The sequence below is a fragment of the Bifidobacterium sp. LH_417 genome (assembly GCF_056357035.1).
In genome coordinates this window covers 1-20,886 of record NZ_JBKEVI010000015.1, presented here as the reverse complement: position 1 = coordinate 20,886, position 20,886 = coordinate 1, and the positions used below count along the sequence as shown (strand labels likewise).

The window sequence follows — 20,886 nt, the reverse complement described above, 5'->3', positions numbered from 1 at the left end:
ACTATCCGAACAATTCACTTAGCCGTCGGCGATACCAAGCCGGCGGCTATTACTCTGTATAGGTATGAGTGGGAATACCAATTGGACCAATCCGTTGCGCGATCCGCGCGACCTGCGCCTGCCGCGCATCGCGGGCCCGTGCAGTCTGGTCATCTTCGGCGTGACCGGCGATCTGGCGCAGAAGAAGCTGCTGCCCGCCGTCTACGATCTGGCCAACCGGGGCCTGCTGCCGCCGAGCTTCGGCCTGACCGGCTTCGCCCGCCGCGACTGGACGCAAGAGCATTTCATCGAATTCGTCAAGACTGCCGTCAAGGCGCGTTGCCGTACGCCGTTCAAGGAATCGACGTGGAACAACCTGGCGGCCGGCATCCGGTTCGTGCAGGGCACGTTCGACGACCCGGAGGCGTTCGAACGACTGAGCGCCACCGTGCAGGAGCTCGACCGCGACCGCGGTACGCGCGGCAACCACGCGTTCTACATGTCGGTGCCGCCGAGCGCGTTCCCGATCGTCTCCAAGCAGCTGGCCGCGTCCGGGCTGTCGCGTTCCACGGAAGGCGCGTGGCGACGCGTCATCATCGAGAAGCCGTTCGGCCATGACCTCGCCAGCGCGCAGGAGCTCGACCGCGTCGTCTCCGAGGTGTTCGACCCGAGTTCGGTGTTCCGCATCGACCACTACCTCGGCAAGGAGACCGTGCAGAACCTGCTGGCCCTGCGCTTCGCCAACGCGATGTACGAGCCGGTGTGGAACGCGAACTACGTGGACCACGTGCAGATCACGATGGCCGAGGACATCGGCATCGGCGGCCGCGCCGGCTACTACGACGGCATCGGCGCCGCGCGCGACGTGATCCAGAACCATCTGCTCCAGCTCATGGCGCTGACGGCCATGGAGGAGCCGGTGAGTTTCACCGCGAAGGATCTGACGGCCGAGAAGACCAAGGTGCTCTCCGCCGTGCGCCTGCCCAAGGACCTCGCCGCCAACACGGCCCGCGGCCAGTACGCGAAGGGCTGGCAGGGCTCGCACGAGGTCGTCGGCTACCTGGACGAGAAGGGCATCGACCCGAAGTCCATCACCGAGACGTATGCGGCCATCCGTCTCGACATCGACACGCGCCGCTGGGCGGGCGTGCCGTTCTATTTGCGCACCGGCAAGCGGCTCGGCAAGCGCGTCACCGAGATCGCCGTCGTGTTCAAGCGCGCGCCGCATCTGCCGTTCGAGCAGACCGCCGTGCGCGAACTCGGCAAGAACGCGATCGTGATCCGCGTACAGCCGGACGAGGGCGTGACGATGCGCTTCGGCGCGAAGGTGCCGGGCGGCACCACGATGGAGGTCCGTGACGTGAACATGGACTTCAGCTACGGTCGCTCGTTCACCGAGAACTCGCCGGAAGCCTACGAACGACTGATCCTCGACGTGCTGCTCGGCGACCCGCCGCTGTTCCCCACCACCGAGGAAGTGAACCTGAGCTGGAAGATCCTCGACCCGATCGAGGAGTTCTGGTCGACGCTCGGCCAGCCGCAGCCGTACCGCGCGGGCACCTGGGGCCCGGCCGAAGCCGATGAGATGCTGGCGCGCGAAGGCCGCCATTGGAGGATGCCATGATCATCGATATGCCGAACACCCGCACGCGCGAGATCGCGCACAAGATCGACGAGCTGCACGAGGAGCGCGGCGAATCGGCGACTGGCCGCGTGCTCACGCTGCTCATCGCCACCGATGAAGGCGAACTCGAGCACGCGCTCGAAGTCGCCAACGCGGCCAGCCGCGAGCACCCGTGCCGTGTCATCGCGATCGTGCCGGACACGTCGCACCGCGACGACGGCGCGGACGGCGGCGCGAAGGCGATGGAAAAGACCGACAACCCAGCCATCGACCTGACCGACGGGCCCGCGGAATCGAACCTCAACGCGCAGGTGCGCTTCGGCGCGGACGCCGGCGCGGGCGAGATCATCATCCTGCGCCCCCGCAACGGACTCATCAACCATCCGGACACACTGGTTATCCCGCTGCTCGTGCCGGACGTGCCGGTCGTCGCGTGGTGGCCGACCACGCCGCCGTCCAACCCGGCGAAGGACCTCATGGGCGCGATGGCGCGCAGCCGCATCACCGACGCGCTGCGCTCCAACAACCCGGAGGCGACGATCGAACGCCTGCGCCGCAGCTGGACGCCGGAGGACATCGACCTGTCATGGACGCGCTTGACCGTGTGGCGCGGACTGCTCGCCTCGATGCTCGACCAGCCGCCGCACCTGCCGATCACGGCAGTGAAGGTGACCGGCCCGCGCGAGTTCCTGCCGATGGACCTGCTGTGCGCGTGGCTGCGTCTCACGCTCGACGTGCCGGTCGACGTGGAATATGTCGACGGCGCGACGGCGGTGACCGGCGTGGCGTTCACGCGCGCGGACGGCGTCGTGTCGCTGGAACGTCCGCACGAGGACCAGGCCGTGATCTCGATGCCGGGGCAGGCGCCGCAGGCGATCTCCGTGCCGCCGCGCACGATCGAGGACTGCCTGACCGAAGAGCTGCGCCGCATCGATCCGGACGAGATCTACGCCGACGTCATCAACGAAGGCTGGGACCTGATCCGCCACTAGTCCATGTTCTTCAGCCCCCTCCGACGAGGGGGCTGTCGTGTTCACATCGCCAATGAAGGAGCAACTATGGCAACCCGCACACTCGTCGTCTATCCTGACAAATCCGTGATGATCCATGCCGGCGCGGCCCGGCTTGTCCTGGCGCTGCTGGACGCACTGTCCGAGCGCCTGCCGGACGGCTCGCGCCGCACGCGCATCGACGTGGCGCTCTCCGGCGGCTCGGCCGCGCAGCCGCTCGGGCTGGTCGCGACCGACGCCTCGCTCGCCGCACTGGCCGCGTCGATCGACTGGTCGCGCGTGCACTTCTGGTTCAGCGACGAACGCTTCGTCGCCGCCGACTCCCCTGACCGCAACGCGGTCGAGGCGCGACGTCTGCTGCTGGACGGACTCGTCTCGGCTGGGAAACTGCCCGAAGCGAACATCCACGAGATGCCGGCGGATACGCGTCCGGCATCGGAGATCGAGAAGGTCACGCGTGACGCGGACAGCCCCGACGAGTTCGTGCGCTCCGCCGCCGACGTGGAGAACGAGGCGCTCGTGGACGCGGCCGCGCGCACGTATGCGGACGAGCTCGTGCGCGAAATGGGGCCGGAGCCGGTGTTCGACCTGATGATTCTCGGCATGGGACCGGACGGGCATTACGCCTCGCTGTTCCCGGCGTCCTCCGGGCATGCGGAGGTCGAGGTGCGCGACCGTCTGACCGTCGGCGTGACCCACTCCCCCAAGATGCCGCCGCTGCGCGTCTCCCTGACCGCCCCGTTGATCGCCCGCTCCCGCCATACCTGGTTCTTCGCGGCCGGCGCGGGCAAGGCGGAGTCGTTGGCGCACGTGTTCGCCGCGGGCGGCGAGGTGCCGGACGGCGCCGTCGTGCCTGCAGGCGATCCGGAATACCCGTCCTCCTTCGCTTGCGGAGCGGACGAGTTCACCTGGTTCACCACCGAGGAGACGGTTACGAAGCTGTAGGCCTGAAGGGCCGAGGAGAGGATGCCCGAGTTTTGTGGCCCCATCGGGCAGCCTCTTGCCCCTCACGTCGTCTTGTCAACGGCCGAACAGGCCACGCAAACGCTTGCTGGCATCACCCAGACCGGATGCGACGCCCTTGGCGGCCTGCTGAGCACCGGCACCGGCCTGTTTCAGACCGTTGTCCAGCTGACGCTTGGCCTTCTGGCCGATCTTCGCGTTGACCTTGGCCGCACTGTCGCCGAGCGCCTTCGCGCCGGCCCCCAATCCCGCACCGATCTGGTTCGCACCATCGCCGATTGCCTTCACACCAATCTCCAGCCCCGCGCCGATCTGATTGGCACCGTCGGAGATTGCCTTGCCGGCGACGATGTGCCACTGCTCGGCCATCGAGATGTCGACGCTGCCGCTTTTCAATCCCAGCGCGGTCGCGAACCCCGTGAGCTTTGCATTCACCGCGTTGAGCGTCTCCAACGTGGCGTCGACGCTGATCGGATGCAGCAGTTTCTGCGCGCGCACCCGCTCCGAAGATTCGCGGATGCTCGCGGTGAGCGCATGCAGCTTGCCTTCGATGTCGCGCAGTCGACGAGTCCTCGCAGCAATGACGCCCCGGCGGTAGCGTTCCAGGGTCTCCGGCTCCTCGGCCACCACGCGGTCGATTTCGAGAATCGACAGCTTGTCCTGCAGCTGGACCGCGTTCGCCAGAATCGACAGCCAGTCCACGACGTCCTTGGCCATCTGGCGCGCGATCGACTCGGCCTCGGACGCATCCGACGCCCCGGCGAGCTTTTGGGCGACGTTCTCAATCTTGAGCAGCGCGTAGCTCTGGGCGCGCGCCACGTCCTGCGGGCATCCCGCGATCTTCGACCACGTGGTCTGTGTGATCCTCCCGACGCTGCCACGGATCGCCAGCGTCTCGTCAATCATGCGGGCGACGCCGACGAGGTTCGCGACGGTCTGGTCCTTCTGGTCCTGCAGGAGATCGTCGATCTTCTTGTCGATCGACTTCAGATAGTCGGTGATCTCCGCGACGGCCTGTTCTAACGCCATCTGCGCCATGATGGCCTCGACGCCGAACATCGCCTGCGGACCGGCGAGTGCCTCGATCTTGCCGAGGTTCTCGAACTTGAGATGCGCGACGATCCGGCCGTTGCCTTGGCGTACCACGCCCGAGCCCTTGAACCCGTATTCCTTCACAAGTTTGGCCGATTCCTCGGTCATCTTGACCCAACGTCCGTTGTTCGCCATCCCATTGCCGAGCAGCTTCGCGGCCTTGCCAGCGCCGTTGAACAGGTTCTTCCTCAGCTTGCGGGTGTTCTTCTTCGGGACGGCCATCTCGGCGAGCCATTCGTCGATCGCCTTGTCGTCGCCGAGGATCAGCAAACCCTGTTCGTCCTCGATGACGTGAATGGCCTTGTCGTCGGTGGTAGTGGCGTTCAATCGCTTGTCGTCGAGCGGTTCGCTGTCGTTCGTATCCATCCTCAATCGTGTCCTTTCCGATGTGATTTCACCCGGAGCCGGAGTCAGTCGACCGCGGCCTTGAACGCGCTGTTGAACAGCTTCCTCGAACGCTTCTGCAGATTCCTGATCTTCCTATGATCCTTGACCGGCGCGTGCTCCATGAACTCCACCCCTCGGCGGATCTTGTCGAGTTCCGCGCGCCATGCCACGATCGGAGCGTCATCGGACAGTTCCGCGGACCTCGTCTCGATCAGGCTTTCGACGGTGTCGCACTCCGCGCCGATCAACGCGAGAGGGTCCTTCCCGCCGACCGTGAGATTGATCTGATGGAGCCGCTTCAGGGAATCGGCGATCTTTTCGGGGAAACGCTGCTCGCCGACCCAACCGATGAGCTTGCCCAGATTCTCCGGATTGGCGATGAGTCTCACCACCATGTTGGCGGCCGCACCGGCGACCTCCGCCTTGAAAACGCCTTTCCCGACTGCGCCGTTCGTCTTCGGTTTTCCGGTCGCCATCGCATCCTTCCTTCAGAGTTCCCGATGCGCGGGCAGGCCGCATGGCCATGCGCATGGGCTTGTTGGTGGAAATAACGGAATGACGGCCATTATAGGAGACAGGCACGATGAGGAGGACTCGGTCGTCTCCATGACATGGCGCTGCGGTCGGAAATGACGGGGAATCCGCGGGGTTGGGGGTTGGTTTGCTTGTGGCGGGATTGAAAAACGGCCCTGCGGGCGTGACCGCAGGGCCGTTGATCGTGCTACCCAATCAACCAACTAGGCTCTTTTGGAAAGTGCGCGTTGAGTTGTCTGGCTGCACCGGACCCAAAGAGGGCTGGAGAGCGAGGCTACGCCTCGATTTCCCCGGCTTCGTCCCATCTTGTCCGGCTATCGCCGGACCCGAAGAGGGCCGGAGAGCCCACAGGGCTCTCCTAAGCCCGAGATAGAGGAGTTTCACTCCTCGATCTCGGGCTTCATCCCGTCAGCTCGGCTATCGCCGAACCTGAGCCGGTTGGACAGTCCACTGGACTGCCCAACAGCCTGAAGATCAGCTCTGCTGCTCTTCAGGCTGACCCGGCTCAGCCCACAACGTGTGGAACACGCCGGGCTTGTCGACGCGGCCGTAGGTGTGGGCGCCGAACAGGTCGCGCTGGGACTGGGTGAGGGCGGTGGGCAGGCGCTTGGAGCGCAGACCGTCGTAGTAGGCCAAGGAGCTGGAGAACACCGGGGTCGGGATGCCCGCCTCGACGGCCTTGACGATCACGCGGCGCCACGCGTCCTGCGATTCGCCGATGATCTTCTCGAAGTACGGGTCGAACAGCAGCGAGGCCGGCGGGTTGTCGCCCTTGAACGCCTCGGTGATGCGGTCGAGCAGGAACTGGGCGCGGATGATGCAGCCGCCGCGCCAAATGCGGGCCACCTCGGACAGGTCGATGTCCCAGCCGTACTGCTTCGCGCCATCCTGGATCTCGTTGAGGCCCTGCGCGTAGGCGACGACCTTGGAGGCGAACAGCGCACGGCGCACATCCTCGATGAACGCGGCCTTCTCCTCGCCGTCCAGGTCGATGGTCTTGTTCGGGCCGGCCAGGTTCTCCTGCTGGGCGGCCTCGCGAAGCTCGCCGTGGGAGGAGAGCGCACGCGCGAACACGGCCTCGCCGATTGCCGGCACGGCCGAACCGAACTCGAGGCCGGTCTGGACCGTCCACGTGCCGGTGCCCTTCATGCCGGCATGGTCGACGACCACATCCACGAACGGCTTGCCGGTCTCGGCGTCCTTGTGGTGCAGCACTTCGGCGGTGATCTCGATCAGGTAGGAGTCGAGATCGCCCTTGTTCCACTCGTCGAACACGCCGGCGATCTCCTCGGCGTCCATCCCGAGGCCACGACGCAGGATGTCGTACGCCTCGCCGATCACCTGCATGTCCGCGTACTCGATGCCGTTGTGGACCATCTTCACGAAGTGGCCGGCGCCGTCGGTGCCGATGTGCGTCACGCACGGCTCGCCGTTCACCTTCGCGGCGATCGACTCGAGGATCGGGCCGAGCGTCTTCCAGGATTCCGCGGTGCCGCCGGGCATCAGGGACGGGCCGTTGAGCGCGCCCTCCTCGCCGCCGGACACGCCGCAGCCCACGAAGTGGAAGCCCTTGGCGCGCACTTCCTTCTCACGACGGATGGTGTCCTTGAAGAACGAGTTGCCGCCGTCGACGATGATGTCGCCCGGCTCGAACACCTCCTCGAGCTGCTCGATGACCGCATCGGTCGGGCCGCCGGCCTTGACCATGATGATCGCGGTGCGCGGGCGCTTCAGGGACGCGGCGAACTCCTCCAGCGTCTCGGCCGGGACGAACGCGCCCTCGGAGCCGTGCTCCTCCATGAGCTTCTCGGTACGCGAGTAGTGGCGGTTGAACAGCGCCACCGTGTTGCCATGGTGCGCGAGGTTGCGGGCCAGGTTGGAACCCATCGCCGCAAGTCCGATAACACCGATGTTTGCCGTAGCTTCGGCCATTTGCCTTGCCTTTCAGTCGACGTCGCCCGGGCGCGCGGCCGCCGGTTCCGGCGTCCTGCGTCGCGGGCATGTTTTCCCGGGCAAAAGTCTATCCCGACGCGCGGCAACGCGCGAGTGCTGTCTTATCCGGTTCACGATTCCCGCGACGACGGAATCGTGAACCGGAGGGATGTGCGTATGAACATGGCCAACGGTGATGTTCCGCGGTTTCTCCACGGAGGCGATGTGCGATGATGTGCGTTTCCAGTTCACGATTTCCGTGACAGCGAAATCGTGAACCGGAGATGTGATGAAAACGACATTCCCACCAATCCGGGCACCCAACCCGGCTCCGCCGCCAACGGCGTGTCCGCCGGGATTCCAACGTTTTACCAAGACACTACATCTAGCGAAATCACCGACGACACGCCACTACAGATAGTGTTTACTTAGGAATCAATCACCGATAGGCTGTCTCCCGTCCACCGCCCAGACCGATCGGAGACCACCATGACCGTCACCGTGTTCACCAAACCGCGCTGCCCGCAGTGCGACGCCACCAAACGCCAGCTCGACAAGCTCGGCATCCCGTTCGAGACGGTCGACCTGACGGAGAACCCGTCCACGCTGGAACAGCTGCAGCAGGCGGGATTCCGGCAGGCACCGGTCGTCATCACGCCGGACAGCTCGTGGGCCGGATACCGCCCGGACCTGATCCGCGAACTTACGCAGGCCGTCGCCGCATGAGCGCCGCACCGAAGGTGAGCGGCGGCATGGGCGACATGTCCGGACTGACCGGCGCAATGCCCGTCCGCCGCGCGCAGGGCGCGGACGGCGCGCGCAACCTGTCCGGACTGACCGGCACCGCCCCGGTCGTCCGACGTCACGACGCAGCCGTCGCCGCGGAACGTCGCTCCGGCGACTCCGCCGCGACGCACCATCGCAGCGCGCCCATCGCCCTGCACGGAATGAGCGAAACACCGGAACACGACGACTCCACGTCCGGCACGCCGGAGACGGCGGCCACGCAGGGGCGCGCCAAGGCGATCGGTGCGCTCGTGTACTTCTCCTCCGCATCGGAGAACACGGCCCGGTTCGTCGCCGGGCTGAAACTCGGCGAGGCGGGCATCAACGTGTACCGGATTCCGCTGAAACCAGGCGCCCCGGTGCTCAACGTGCGCGAACCGTACGTCATCATGGTGCCGACGTATGGCGGCGGCGACGCGCGCAAGGCCGTGCCGCCGCAAGTGAAACGGTTCCTCAACCACGCGGGCAACCGCGCGTGGATCCGCGGCGTGATCGCCTCCGGCAACACGAACTTCGGCAGGGCTTACGGCGCGGCAGGCGACATCATCGCCGCGAAATGCCGCGTCCCGTACCTGTACCGCTTCGAGTTGATGGGTACGCGCGAGGATTCACGCAAGGTGCGCGACGGCCTCATCAAATTCTTTACGCGATAGCCGGACACCCACACGCCGAGGCGGCTGGTCACCCACCGGCATAGCCGCACCAGACACGACAGCCGAACCCGGCGACCCCGGCCAACCAGCTGAGGCAGCTAGTCGCCCGCCGAGGCAGCTAGTCGCCCGCCGAGGCAGCCGATCACCTCGGCCGATACAGCTGATTACCCGCCTGCATAGCCGGCCCCAGACGCGACGTCCGAACCCGCCGACCCCGACGCGACGGCCGAGCCCGGCGACCCCGACCATCCCGCCGAACCAACAATCGACCGAAAGGCCCGACATCCCATGACCACCGCCCAGACCCCGGCAAGCGCCGCAACGGCCACCACCACCACATCCACAGCCGCCACAACCACGTCCACCACAACCACGTCCACCACAACCACCGCCACCTCCTACGATCCGGCCACCGACTACCATGCACTGAACGCGATGCTCAACCTGTACGACGAGCACGGCCTCATCCAGTTCGACAAGGACAAGGAGGCCGAACGCGCCTACGTCGCCAGCGAGATCGAGCCGAACACGAAGCGCTTCGTCACGGCCGGCGAGCGCCTGCGCTGGCTCATCGACCACGACTACTACGACGGCGACGTGTTCGCCCGCTACAGCGCCGATTTCCTCGAGGAGTTCTACGCGCACGCCGCGGCGGCGAACTTCGAGTTCGAAACGTTCCTCGGCGCGTTCAAATTCTTCCGCTCCTACGCGTTGAAGTCGTTCGACGGCAAGACGTATCTCGAGGATTTCCCGCAGCGCTGCGCGGCGGTCGCCCTCGATCTGGCCGCCGGCGACGAATCCGCCGCCACCTCCTACCTCGACGAGATGCTCGCCGGGCGTTTCCAGCCGGCCACGCCGACGTTCCTGAATCTCGGCAAGGCGCAGCGCGGCGAGCCGGTGAGCTGCTTCCTCGTGCGCATCGAGGACAACATGGAGTCGATCTCGCGCGGCATCAACGCGGCCTTGCAGTTGTCGAAGCGCGGCGGTGGCGTGGCACTGCTGCTGTCCAATCTCAGGGAACTCGGCGCGCCAATCAAGCACATCGAGAACCAGTCGAGCGGCGTCGTGCCGGTCATGAAGCTGCTCGAGGACTCGTTCTCGTACGCGAACCAGCTGGGCGCGCGCCAGGGCGCGGGCGCCGTGTACCTCAACGCGCATCATCCGGACATCATGCGGTTCCTCGATACGAAGCGTGAAAACGCGGACGAGAAGATCCGCATCAAGTCGCTCGCGCTGGGCGTGGTCGTGCCGGACATCACGTTCGAGCTCGCCAAGCGCAAGGAGAAGATGGCGCTGTTCAGCCCGTACGATGTGGAACGCGTGTACGGCAAGCCGTTCGCCGACATCTCCGTCACCGAGAAGTACGACGAGATGGCGGCCGACGACCGCATCCGAAAGACGTATATCGACGCGCGCAAATTCTTCACGACGCTCGCCGAGCTCCAGTTCGAATCCGGCTACCCGTATCTCGTCTTCGAGGACACGGTCAACCGCGCGAACCCGATCGACGGCCGTGTGACGATGTCGAACCTGTGCTCGGAGATTCTGCAGGTGCAGGAGGCGAGCGTCTACCGGGACGATCTCTCCTACGAGCATGTGGGCCGCGACGTGTCCTGCAACCTCGGCTCGCTCAATATCGCGAAGGCGATGGACGGCGGTCTCGCCGGCACGGTCGAGACGGCGATCCGCGCGCTGACCGCGGTCGCCGAGCACACATCGATCGACGCGGTGCCGTCGATTCGGCGCGCGAACGACGAGGGCCATGCGATCGGCCTCGGCCAGATGAACCTGCACGGCTTCCTCGCGCGCGAGGGCCTGCGCTACGGATCCGACGAGGCGCTCGACTTCACCGACATGTACTTCATGACCGTCGCCTACCACGCCTACCGCGCGTCGCACGATCTGGCGGTCGAACACGGCAAGGCGTTCGTCGGCTTCGAGCGTTCCGATTACGCGAAGCCGGCCGGCGCCGGCAACTACTTCGACAAGTACACGGACGGCAGCGCGCCCGCCGCGCCTCGCACCGAACGCGTGCGCGAGCTGTTCGCACGGTACGGCGTCGCGGTACCGACCGTCGCCGATTGGGCGGCGCTGCGCGACGCGATCCTCGCCGATGGCCTCTACAACCAGAACCTGCAGGCCGTGCCGCCCACCGGCTCGATTTCGTACATCAACCACTCCACGTCGTCGATCCACCCGATCGCCTCGAAGATCGAGATCCGCAAGGAAGGCAAGATCGGCCGCATGTACTACCCGGCCCCGTACATGACCAACGACAACCTGGAATACTTCCAGGACGCCTACGAAATCGGGTGGCAGGCGATCGTCGACACGTATGCGGCCGCCACGCGCCACGTCGACCAGGGACTCTCGCTCACGCTGTTCTTCCCGGACACCGCCACCACGCGCGACGTGAACAAGGCCCAGATCTACGCCTGGCGCAAGGGCATCAAGACGCTCTACTACATCCGCATCCGCCAGCAGGCGCTTGAAGGCACCGAGGTTCAAGGCTGCGTCTCCTGCATGCTCTGATGGTGCGTCGTCATCTCCCCCACCCTTCGCTCCCGCCGGCGGGAGCTGGCGCGCGAAGCGCGACTGAGGGTGGCACCCAAGCTGCCACAAGACTTACGACCCACCCACGCTCATCCATCATCATCCGAAGGGGAACCATATGTCGAAGACCGTATACCGCATGATTCTGCGGCTCACCGCGCCCGAGGAGTTCCAGGACGCACCGGACCGTGGCGACGACAAGAACGAATAGACAGATTAAACAGGAGCACACCATGGCACCGATTTCCGTACCGCGCAAGCCGCTGAAGCTCATCGACCGCGTCTCCGCGATCAACTGGAATCGTCTTGAGGACGAGAAGGATCTCGAGGTGTGGGACCGTCTGACCGGCAACTTCTGGCTGCCGGAGAAGGTGCCGGTCTCGAACGACATCCCCTCGTGGCAGGCGATGAGCGAGGAAGAGCACACGCTCACGATGCGCGTGTTCACCGGTCTCACCCTGCTCGACACGATCCAGGGCACGGTCGGCGCGGTCTCGCTCATCCCGGACGCGCTCACCCCGCACGAGGAGGCCGTGTATACGAACATCGCGTTCATGGAGTCCGTGCATGCGAAGTCGTATTCGTCGATCTTCTCCACCCTGTGCTCGACCGAGCAGATCGACGCCGCGTTCGCGTGGAGCGAGGAGAACGAGTACCTGCAGAAGAAGGCGCAGATCGTGCTCGACTACTACGAGGGCGACAGCCCGTTGAAGCGCAAGGTCGCCTCGACGCTGCTCGAATCGTTCCTCTTCTACTCGGGCTTCTACCTGCCGATGTACTTCTCGAGCCATGCGAAGCTCACGAACACGGCCGACGTGATCCGCCTCATCATCCGCGACGAGGCCGTGCACGGCTACTACATCGGCTACAAGTACCAGAAGGGCCTGGAGCGCGCGAGTGAGGCGAAGCGCGAGGAGCTGCGCGAGTACACGTATGATCTCCTGAACGAGTTGTACGACAACGAGGTGGAGTACACCGAGTCGCTGTACGGCGGCGTGGGCCTCGTCGACGACGTGGAGAAGTTCCTGCGCTACAACGGCAACAAGGCGCTGATGAACCTCGGCTACCCGGCGCTGTTCCCGGCGGAGATCTGCGACGTGAACCCGGCGATCATCGCGTCCCTGTCGCCCAACGCGGACGAGAACCATGATTTCTTCTCCGGTTCCGGTTCGTCGTACGTGATGGGCAAGGCCGAGGAGACCGACGACGACGATTGGGACTTTTGACGAATGTTCTGGTTCACGATTTTCACGCCCATCGAATCGTGAACCGGAGGCATGTTCATATGAACATGCGGAACTGCGCCATTCCGCCAATCACCAACGATTCCGATGTTCGATAATGGGCAATTCCGGTTCACGATTCCCGCGACGACGGAATCGTGAACCGGAGACCCTATAGCACGGCCCCTGCGGCGATGGCCTGCAACGCAGCCAGATGACCGGCGAGCGCCCGGCGTCCCTCCGTCGTGATGGACGCCCAGGTGACCATGTGGCGGCTCGATTCGCCCGGCCGTTTGACCAAGGCGATATACCCGTCGCCGGCGAGCGTGTTGAGGTGGCGGGAGCACATCGCATCGCTCAGTCCGAGCGCCTCGCGGATGTCGGCGAAACGCATCTCCCTGACCGAGGAGAGCAGCCCGCAGATGCGCAGACGCGTCGGCTCGTGGATGACGGCGTCGAACCGGGGCTCGATACCGCCGCCCTTGCCCGTATGGCCGCCCATTGAGCTCACCGCCCCTCCTTCTTGACCATCACGACGAAGCAACGCTCGTACCAGTAGTCGCCGCAGGCGACCACCACGCCCACCGCGACCGCGACAAGCAACGGGGTTTCGGGCACCACGGCGGGATGGAACGTCCACCAGACCAACGGGACGAACAGGGTGAGGAAGACGACGACCTGCACGATCGCCAGCCCCCACAGGAACGCGTTCCGGGGAAGCAATCCGCCCAGCATCACGTTGTAGTCGGAGCCGACCTGTCGTTTACGCCATTCCCCCAGCGCAAACACCATGTAGCACAGCACGCCGGATATGGTGATGACCGCCGCCGATTCGAGCAACGGATACCGGACATCGACGGCCCAGCCTCCCGCATGAATCTCGAAGACGAACTGCGGGAACACATACGCGAACAGCAGGGACAGGCATCCGGCAATCAGCCCGTTGAGCGGATACCACCATTTCGGCGCCATCAATCGTTCGGCGTTGCCGTCACGATCGGCGGCGAGCTGGTCCAGCGCCGCCGCGGCGGCGGCCGGGTCGATGGCGGGCGATGGGACGTCGGTCCGAGGCGGCGCGGCCGGCCGGGCGTCGGTCCGGTTCGGGGGAATGACGGTTCCGACCGTGTCAAGAGGTGTCGTGGCCATGATGGTTCTCCTTGCAGTGATGCGGCATGCCGGCGGTGGCATGCGAAACGTCCGGCTGATGGTTGGTGCGGTTGCGCGAGCGAATGGGAATTCGACCGGGAGGAGAAGGCGTTGTCGACGACACCAGTATATCACTTTACTTGCATGAAAGTAAAGTGATATCCGCTGGATACTGTTCATGTTCACAATCCTCAGGCTTACGGACACAACCGGGAAGCATCCACCAGTGAAGTCATCCGCATAAAGGTGAACATCTCACACGTTTTCAGATGATAAAATGTGTGAGATAGCCACATTTCAGGAGGATAATCTTGGGCGAGCAACTCAGCAGAGACCTGATGGACGACCTGTCGGCGTGGAAGCAGCAACCGAATCGCAAGCCCCTACTGCTCCGAGGAGCCCGTCAGGCCGGAAAGACATGGCTCGTCAGCGAATTCGGCAGACGAGCCTACGATGATGTACTGCGCATCGACTTCATGCGAGACCCGGACGCCATCGGCCTGTTCGACCACAGCCTCGACCCCCATGCCATCCTCGACAACCTCTCCATCTATGCCGCAACGGACATCGAACCGGGCAAGACCCTGATCTTCCTTGACGAAATCCAGGAATGCCCGAAAGCGCTCACCGCGTTGAAATACCTGAGCGAGGAGGCCCCGGAACAACACATCATCGCAACCGGCTCCTACATGGGGGTGTCCAAGCATCCGAACGCATCGTTTCCCGTAGGCAAGGTCAACATGATGACCTTGCACCCGCTGTCCTTTCTTGAGTATCTGGACAATGCCAGGCAGGAAAGACTGGCGGAGCTGATCAGGAACGGGGAACCCGAGCGTATCAATCCAACGTTCGCGACGCGCCTGATCGACCTGTTGAAGCGCTACATGGTAGTCGGAGGCATGCCAGCCGCCGTATCCGCCCATTTGGGAGGTTCGTCGATGCAGGAGGTCCGATCCATACAGCGGGACATCCTCGATGCATACGATCTGGATTTCTCCAAGCACGCACCATCACGGATGCTGGAACGAATTCGATTGGTATGGCGCACCCTGCCGACCCAACTCGCCAAGGAAAACCGCAAGTTCGTTTACGGCGTGGTACGCCCCGGAGCACGCGCGCGCGACTTCGAGGAAAGCATCATGTGGCTGAAGGATTACGGCGTCATCCGACAGGCGCATTGCGTCACGGCGCTGCGCGAGCCGTTGAACAGTTACATCGACGTCTCGGCGTTCAAGATGTTCGCATCCGACACCGGCCTCCTCGGAGCCCTGTCCAACCTCGATCCGGCCATCGTCACCGACGACCGCCGCGTGTTCACCGAGTTCAAGGGGGCTCTGACCGAGCAATACGTCTGCCAGCAGCTGGTGGCTCAAGGACATGCGCCGACCTACTGGTCGAACCCGCAAGGGCATGCGGAAATCGACTTCTCCATCGAGAAGGACGGCGTCGTGTACCCCATCGAGGTGAAGGCGGAACAGAATCTGCGGGCCAGGAGCCTGAAAGTGGCATACGCGCGATTCCCAATCACCCACGCCATCCGAACCAGCCTCGCCGGCTACCGAGATGAGTCATGGGTCGTCAACCTGCCCCTGTGGGCCATCGGCGGGCTCGACCGATTCATCACGCGGCATGCTGATACGTGGAGAGAGCACCGCGAACCGGACACAACGGTGGTTGAATAGGGGTAGACCAAGACGCATAGCAAGGAGTGGTCCATGATCAACGAGGAATACAAGGCGATGCTGGGCGGCAAGTCCGTCATCCGCGAGCTGAGCGAGTACGCGACCGCCCGCGGCAAGCAGATCGGCTATGAGAACGTGTTCGACTACTCGCTCGGCAATCCGAGCGTGCCCGCCCCGCCGGACTTCGCGAAGACGATGGTCGACCTGTACGAGCACGGCGACCCGGTCGCGATCCACGGCTACTCCCCGTCGCTCGGCATCCCGTCCGTCAAGGAGGCGATCGCCGATTCCCTCAACCGCCGCTTCGGCACCAGCTACACCGGCAACCACATCTTCCCGACGACCGGCGCGGCCGGCGCCCTCGCGCACGCGATGCGCGCCGTCACCAAGCCCGGCGACGAGATCATCACGTTCGCGCCATACTTCCCCGAGTACCAGCCGTACGTGGACGGCACGGGCGCACACCTGACCGTCATCCCCGCGGACACCGCGAACTTCCAGATCAACTTCGACGCGTTCGAGGCGGCGCTCAACCCGAACGTGCAGGCCGTGCTCATCAACACGCCGAACAACCCGTCCGGCGCGGTCTACTCGGCCGAGACGCTCAAGCGTCTCGCCGCGATCCTCGACGCCAAGCAGGCCGAATACGGTCACGACATCTTCCTCATCAGCGACGAACCGTACCGCGAGATCGTGTTCGACGGCGGCACGCAGCCGTACCCGGCGAACTTCTACGCGAACACGCTCACCTGCTACTCGTGGTCGAAGTCGCTGAGCCTGCCGGGCGAGCGCATCGGCTACGTGGCGGTGAACCCGGCCGCCACGGACGCCGACCTGCTCGTGCCGATGATGGGCCAGATCTCGCGCGGCACCGGCCACAACTGCCCGCCAAGCTCGATCCAGCTGGGCGTCGCGAAGGTACTCGACGAGACGAGCGACCTGAGCGTGTACGAGACGAACATGAACCTGCTGTACGACGCGCTCACCTCGATCGGTTTCGATGTGGTGCGCCCCGGCGGCACGTTCTACATCTTCCCGAAGGCGCTCGAGGAGGACGCGACCGCGTTCTGCCTCAAGGCGAAGGAGTACGACCTGATCCTCGTGCCGTCGGAGAGCTTCGGCGTGCCCGGATACTTCCGCATGGCCTACTGCATCGACACGGAGAAGGTCAAGCGCTCGATCCCCGCGCTCGAGAAGTTCGCCCACGAACAGTACGGCTTGTGACCGGCCTATGTGTGATCTGATTACCGTCCTGTGACCGACCGGTAATCAGATCATGCTCTGCCGGCCTTCGCGGGGTCGATGCTCATCGTCTGGAAGCGGTTCGCCATGTAGTCGTCGCCGAAGTGCATGGCGAACCATCGGGTGACGGGCGAGTCCTGCGGCAGGCCGGCCATGCGGCCGTACCAGCAGTCGAGCGCCATCAGCGTGAACACGATGTCGACGAGCATGAGCACGGCGCATACGGCGGTGAGCGAGTAGCGCACCTTCCACGGAATCCGATTGATGAGGCGCAGCAGCCGCGGCAGGATCCAGTGCACCCATACCACGCCGATCAGTCCCCAGAAGACCATGTATTTGCCGGATGTGCGCCCGTCGATCGACAGCCACTGGCCGGTGTAGTCCCATGCGGTGATGCCGAACGCCACCTCCATGAACCAGCTGGTCGCGTATTCGAACGTGCCGCCGATCACCGCGGACGCGCAGAAGATCAGGAACGGGTTCGACTTCCACAACCGGTTGAGCGCCACGGTGACGAGCACCGCGCCGCACCCGTAGATCGGCGAGAACGGCCCCCACAGCAGTCCCGCGCGATCCTGAATCTCACCGTGGTACATGACGAAGTGGTACACGGTCTCGACGGCGAGGCCGAACACGCACGCCACGGCGAACAGCCAGAAGATGTTGAAGAAGTCGAGCGCGATGTACCCTTTGCCGGACGGGTCACGACCGAGCATGCCTTCGGCGACGGCACGGTCGTAGGCGTCGCGGTCGTCCATGCGTTTGAGCGCGCGCTGCAGGCGTCGCTCCTCCGCCAATCCGGGATCGCATGCGATGGACACGGCCACGAGGATCGCCATGCGCACGGCCGGCGCGACGAGGTTCGCACCGAGGCCGTCGAGCGCGAGCGACAGCATGCCTTCGGCGAGCGTGACCGGCATGAGCACGTACGCCCATCGGGCCGCGTAGCGTCGCCGGTTGCACAACAGCAGCACGCCGAACACGACGAGCGCGGCGGCGTTGACGATGAGCACGAGCGCCTGCAGTCCGGTGAGAATGGCGGTCAGACTGGCCGCGTGGAACGTGAGTTCGCCGCGCATGATCGCCTGTACGGCATTGACGGATGCGAACACGACGATCGGCAAGGTGACGAGACCGTCGAGCAGCACCAGCAGACCGTATGCGCGGATGAGCCACGGAAGCCGTCGCGCATCGATGCGGCGTTGTTCGTCGAGTTCGGCGGCGACGAGGTCGGCGGCGGCCGCCGACTCCTCGCCCGCCGCCGTGCGTGACGATTCGGTTCGCGATGACTCCGGCATTCCGTCGCCCGGCAACGTCGATATCCGTCGATCCATATCCCCACCTTCCGCGGATTCCATCGTCGGCCAGTCGCCGATCCGTCTCTAATTCCGATGCCAACAGGCTAACATCCCGCCAATGCCCCGGACTAGACACCGGACTAGACACACCAATGCCCCGGACCAAACCCCCGTTTTCGCGAATCTACAGCGTCAAATGGGACGTTGTGATGGGGTAAAACGTCCATTTGACGCTGTACTTCGAAGATATCGGGGGTTTCGTCCGGGGGTTCGCCCGTGGGTTTCGGGATTTCCGGGCCTCCCCCAGTCCGATTCACGGACAGCCCCCTCCAGAGGGGGCGAGAGAAGATGACAACATCACACACCCCCAATCCGCCGTGCGGACGACCCCTCCAGAGGGTAATGGCAAAGATGGTGAGGCTCCAAGGGGTGAGCGAAAGAAGATGACAACATCACACGACCCCCAGTCCGATTCACGGACAGCCCACCAGGGGGTAATGGGCGAAGATGATGAGGCTCCAAGGAGGGCCAGAGAGAAAAATGGCTACCCCAGAGGGGGTGAGAGAAAATGACTACCCCCAGAGGGGGGTTCGCCCGTGGGTTTCGGGATTTCCGGGCCTCCCCCAGTCCGCCGTGCGGACGACCCCTCCAGAGGGTAATGGCAAAGATGGTGAGGCTCCAAGGGGTGAGCGAAAGAAGACGGCCACCCCCAAAGGAAGACCAGAGAAGATGGCGCTTTCAGGAAACGGTCAAGAATCATCCAGAACCTGTTTCGCAAGGTCGCAGACGACCCGCACGTTCACGCAAGCCCCTTCCCCGGAACCGGCGGTGTACTGATACCAGTTGCAACCAACAAGCACGACAGTCCGCCACCGCAAGCATCGCGGCGGGCATGACCAGCATGACGAAAGGCACGACCATGAGCATCAGGCACACCTCGGGCAAGCGGCGGGGCGACACCACCTCCACGAGCTTCCGCGCATCCCACGAACCGGCCACGGACCGCGGCACACGTCGCTCCCGCAGCAACCGCGGTGCCCGCGCCGCGCAGGTCACGACCGGCAAGCTCGCCGCGATCACCGCTGGCGCAGCCCTCATCGTCGGATTCGGCGGCGGTGCGGCCGGCACGGCGATCCTGCACAACATCATCGGCAATGGCGGCAACACGATCACCGCCGGTCAGATGGGCGGCATGGGCGGCGCGAACACGATGACCTACGACTACTCCGGCACGTACACGGCGGCGCTCACCGCCGACGGCAAGGAGGTCACGTCGGACGGCGAGACCACCGCCGCGACCGATGCCGACCAGAACGCGGCGCTCGCGCAGAACGGCGGCACACTCACGCTCACCGGCGCGACGCTCACGAAATCCGGCGACTCCGACAACGCCGACAACAACAACTTCTACGGCACGAACTCCATCTCGCTGACCGTCGGCAAGAGTTCGAAGACCGTCATCGACTCCTCGAAGCTCACCGCCGACTCGTCCGGCTCGAACGCCGTGTTCGCGACCGATTCGGGCACCGCGCTCGTCCACGACACCGAAATCGCCACGACCGGCGACAACTCGCGCGCGCTCGACGCGACCTACTCCGGCACGATCCTCGCCGGTGAAGTCACCGCTGACACGCAGGGCGACCACAGCGCGACCGTCGCCACCGACCGCGGCGGCGGCTCGATCTCGCTCAACGAGGCGAACCTCGCGACCGCCGGCTCCGGCTCGCCGCTGCTGTACTCGACCGGCGACGTGCAGGTGACGAACGTGACCGGCACGTCCACCGGCTCGCAGATCGCCGGCATGGAGGGCCTCAACACGATCCTCATCAAGGATTCGACGCTGACGAGCACCATCACCGGCAAGACGGCGAGCGACCCGGTCGCCAACGGCGTGATCATCTACCAGTCGACCTCCGGCGACGCCGAAGCCGCGACCGGCGAGCACGCGACGTTCCAAGCAGCCGATTCGACGCTGAAATCGTCGATCGAATCCGGTTCGATGTTCTACTTCACGAACACCACCGCCGACGTGGTCCTCACGAACACGACGCTCGACTTCGACTCGTCGAAGGCGGCGCTCATCACCGCGGCCGGCAACGACGCGAACAACTGGGGGTCCGCCGGCTCGAACGGCGCGACCGTCACGTTCACCGGACGCGGGCAGACGCTCAACGGCACGGTCAGCGCGGACACGATCTCGTCGGTCACGCTGAATCTGCTCGACGGGTCGACGTGGACCGGCGCCGCGAGCATCACCGAGAACGCGAGCGCGACCGACGGCTCCACGAGCGACGCGCCGATCACGGTGAACGTGGACGATTCCTCCACGTGGGTCGTGACCGACAGCACGACCGTCTCCGCATTGAACGTCGCGAACGGCGGCAAGGTCGTCGACGCCGACGGGAACACGGTGACGATCAAGGCGAACGGCAAGACCGTCGTGAAGGGCGATTCCGACGTGACGGTCACCGTGACCGGCGACTACGCGACAACCTTGCCCGACACCGCCACCGGCGACGGCACCACGCTCGCCACCGACCTGATCGACCGCTCCGACTACGACGACCAGTTCGGCACCTCCACCACCTGGACGATGAGCTGACCTCACCCGAGTAATGCGCCTCGCCCATTACCATGTTTGGTAGGCCTCGATGGTCGGGGCCGGGTCGCCGGTCCTGGTATGACTTTCCTGCCCTGTCGTTGATGATCCGGGGGGTGTTGTCGCCGGGAGCGGGGGCGTCCGCAGACCGCTGATAGGAACCAGGCCGGCCGCATGGACGCG

At 64.7% G+C, this 20,886-nt stretch carries 16 protein-coding genes; 10 read left to right on the top strand and 6 right to left on the bottom strand.

Annotated elements, in window-relative coordinates:
- The first annotated feature begins 64 nt into the window (after positions 1–64).
- From zwf to AC1AYR_RS08835, 3 genes are all read left to right on the top strand, one after another.
- Positions 65–1,603, top strand: coding sequence for a glucose-6-phosphate dehydrogenase (zwf, locus tag AC1AYR_RS08845; RefSeq protein ID WP_476512313.1), 1,539 nt, complete (start codon positions 65–67; stop codon positions 1,601–1,603).
- Positions 1,600–2,595 carry a glucose-6-phosphate dehydrogenase assembly protein OpcA gene (locus AC1AYR_RS08840; RefSeq protein WP_476512312.1) on the top strand — a complete coding sequence of 332 codons (996 nt, stop codon included), beginning with the start codon at positions 1,600–1,602 and terminating at the stop codon, positions 2,593–2,595. Before zwf ends, AC1AYR_RS08840 begins: the two co-directional genes overlap by 4 nt.
- A gap of 66 nt (positions 2,596–2,661) precedes the next feature.
- Complete coding sequence (locus AC1AYR_RS08835) at positions 2,662–3,558, top strand: 6-phosphogluconolactonase (protein ID WP_476512311.1); 897 nt, start codon at positions 2,662–2,664, stop codon at positions 3,556–3,558.
- Positions 3,559–3,633: 75 nt separating this feature from the next.
- Here AC1AYR_RS08835 and AC1AYR_RS08830 read toward each other — a convergent pair whose 3' ends face one another.
- The 3 genes from AC1AYR_RS08830 to gndA form a co-directional block, all read right to left on the bottom strand.
- Entirely contained in the window at positions 3,634–5,034 is a 1,401-nt protein-coding gene (locus AC1AYR_RS08830; RefSeq protein ID WP_476512310.1) for a hypothetical protein, read from the bottom strand.
- 44 nt (positions 5,035–5,078) lie between these two features.
- Positions 5,079–5,531: a hypothetical protein gene (locus AC1AYR_RS08825; protein ID WP_476512309.1), complete on the bottom strand. Its 453-nt coding sequence runs from the start codon at positions 5,529–5,531 to the stop codon at positions 5,079–5,081.
- 532 nt (positions 5,532–6,063) lie between these two features.
- Positions 6,064–7,521 carry an NADP-dependent phosphogluconate dehydrogenase gene (gene gndA / locus AC1AYR_RS08820; protein WP_476512308.1) on the bottom strand — a complete coding sequence of 486 codons (1,458 nt, stop codon included), beginning with the start codon at positions 7,519–7,521 and terminating at the stop codon, positions 6,064–6,066.
- A 489-nt stretch (positions 7,522–8,010) separates the two neighbouring features.
- Here gndA and AC1AYR_RS08815 point away from each other — a divergent pair, with 489 nt between their 5' ends.
- The 4 genes from AC1AYR_RS08815 to nrdF all read left to right on the top strand — a co-directional run bounded on the left by AC1AYR_RS08815 (position 8,011) and on the right by nrdF (position 12,739).
- Positions 8,011–8,247, top strand: coding sequence for a glutaredoxin family protein (locus AC1AYR_RS08815; RefSeq protein ID WP_476512307.1), 237 nt, complete (start codon positions 8,011–8,013; stop codon positions 8,245–8,247).
- A 221-nt stretch (positions 8,248–8,468) separates the two neighbouring features.
- Positions 8,469–8,960, top strand: a complete 492-nt coding sequence (gene nrdI / locus AC1AYR_RS08810) for a class Ib ribonucleoside-diphosphate reductase assembly flavoprotein NrdI (protein ID WP_476512343.1) — start codon at positions 8,469–8,471, stop codon at positions 8,958–8,960.
- A 288-nt stretch (positions 8,961–9,248) separates the two neighbouring features.
- Entirely contained in the window at positions 9,249–11,492 is a 2,244-nt protein-coding gene (gene nrdE, locus AC1AYR_RS08805; protein ID WP_476512306.1) for a class 1b ribonucleoside-diphosphate reductase subunit alpha, read from the top strand.
- Positions 11,493–11,746: 254 nt separating this feature from the next.
- A complete protein-coding gene (gene nrdF / locus AC1AYR_RS08800) occupies positions 11,747–12,739 on the top strand; it encodes a class 1b ribonucleoside-diphosphate reductase subunit beta (RefSeq protein WP_476512305.1) in 993 nt (330 codons plus the stop codon).
- Between the two features lie 169 nt (positions 12,740–12,908).
- Here the strand turns inward: nrdF and AC1AYR_RS08795 are convergent, their stop codons facing one another.
- Positions 12,909–13,238, bottom strand: coding sequence for a transcriptional regulator (locus AC1AYR_RS08795; protein WP_476512304.1), 330 nt, complete (start codon positions 13,236–13,238; stop codon positions 12,909–12,911).
- A gap of 5 nt (positions 13,239–13,243) precedes the next feature.
- Positions 13,244–13,882: a hypothetical protein gene (locus AC1AYR_RS08790; protein WP_476512303.1), complete on the bottom strand. Its 639-nt coding sequence runs from the start codon at positions 13,880–13,882 to the stop codon at positions 13,244–13,246.
- A gap of 311 nt (positions 13,883–14,193) precedes the next feature.
- On the opposite strand from AC1AYR_RS08790, the gene AC1AYR_RS08785 reads away from it, so the two are divergent.
- Both AC1AYR_RS08785 and AC1AYR_RS08780 read left to right on the top strand, forming a co-directional pair.
- Positions 14,194–15,564 carry an ATP-binding protein gene (locus tag AC1AYR_RS08785; RefSeq protein ID WP_476512302.1) on the top strand — a complete coding sequence of 457 codons (1,371 nt, stop codon included), beginning with the start codon at positions 14,194–14,196 and terminating at the stop codon, positions 15,562–15,564.
- Positions 15,565–15,597: 33 nt separating this feature from the next.
- Positions 15,598–16,788, top strand: a complete 1,191-nt coding sequence (locus AC1AYR_RS08780; protein WP_476512301.1) for a pyridoxal phosphate-dependent aminotransferase — start codon at positions 15,598–15,600, stop codon at positions 16,786–16,788.
- A gap of 50 nt (positions 16,789–16,838) precedes the next feature.
- On the opposite strand, the gene AC1AYR_RS08775 is transcribed toward AC1AYR_RS08780, so the two are convergent.
- Positions 16,839–18,104, bottom strand: a complete 1,266-nt coding sequence (locus AC1AYR_RS08775; protein WP_476512300.1) for a putative ABC transporter permease — start codon at positions 18,102–18,104, stop codon at positions 16,839–16,841.
- Between the two features lie 919 nt (positions 18,105–19,023).
- Between AC1AYR_RS08775 and AC1AYR_RS08770 the strand changes: the two genes are divergently transcribed.
- The gene (locus AC1AYR_RS08770) at positions 19,024–20,706 is read left to right on the top strand and encodes a beta strand repeat-containing protein (RefSeq protein WP_476512299.1); all 1,683 of its coding nucleotides are present in this window, start codon (positions 19,024–19,026) and stop codon (positions 20,704–20,706) included.
- Positions 20,707–20,886: the final 180 nt, after the last annotated feature.

Excerpts from the sequence above, each read along its gene's own strand:
- zwf (WP_476512313.1), top strand. The coding sequence starts at position 65 with ATGAGTGGGAATACCAATTGGACCAATCCGTTGCGCGATCCGCGCGAC.
- AC1AYR_RS08840 (WP_476512312.1), top strand. The coding sequence starts at position 1,600 with ATGATCATCGATATGCCGAACACCCGCACGCGCGAGATCGCGCACAAG.
- AC1AYR_RS08835 (WP_476512311.1), top strand. The coding sequence starts at position 2,662 with ATGGCAACCCGCACACTCGTCGTCTATCCTGACAAATCCGTGATGATC.
- AC1AYR_RS08830 (WP_476512310.1), bottom strand. The coding sequence starts at position 5,034 with ATGGATACGAACGACAGCGAACCGCTCGACGACAAGCGATTGAACGCC.
- AC1AYR_RS08825 (WP_476512309.1), bottom strand. The coding sequence starts at position 5,531 with ATGGCGACCGGAAAACCGAAGACGAACGGCGCAGTCGGGAAAGGCGTT.
- gndA (WP_476512308.1), bottom strand. The coding sequence starts at position 7,521 with ATGGCCGAAGCTACGGCAAACATCGGTGTTATCGGACTTGCGGCGATG.
- AC1AYR_RS08815 (WP_476512307.1), top strand. The coding sequence starts at position 8,011 with ATGACCGTCACCGTGTTCACCAAACCGCGCTGCCCGCAGTGCGACGCC.
- nrdI (WP_476512343.1), top strand. The coding sequence starts at position 8,469 with ATGAGCGAAACACCGGAACACGACGACTCCACGTCCGGCACGCCGGAG.
- nrdE (WP_476512306.1), top strand. The coding sequence starts at position 9,249 with ATGACCACCGCCCAGACCCCGGCAAGCGCCGCAACGGCCACCACCACC.
- nrdF (WP_476512305.1), top strand. The coding sequence starts at position 11,747 with ATGGCACCGATTTCCGTACCGCGCAAGCCGCTGAAGCTCATCGACCGC.
- AC1AYR_RS08795 (WP_476512304.1), bottom strand. The coding sequence starts at position 13,238 with ATGGGCGGCCATACGGGCAAGGGCGGCGGTATCGAGCCCCGGTTCGAC.
- AC1AYR_RS08790 (WP_476512303.1), bottom strand. The coding sequence starts at position 13,882 with ATGGCCACGACACCTCTTGACACGGTCGGAACCGTCATTCCCCCGAAC.
- AC1AYR_RS08780 (WP_476512301.1), top strand. The coding sequence starts at position 15,598 with ATGATCAACGAGGAATACAAGGCGATGCTGGGCGGCAAGTCCGTCATC.
- AC1AYR_RS08775 (WP_476512300.1), bottom strand. The coding sequence starts at position 18,104 with ATGCCGGAGTCATCGCGAACCGAATCGTCACGCACGGCGGCGGGCGAG.
- AC1AYR_RS08770 (WP_476512299.1), top strand. The coding sequence starts at position 19,024 with ATGAGCATCAGGCACACCTCGGGCAAGCGGCGGGGCGACACCACCTCC.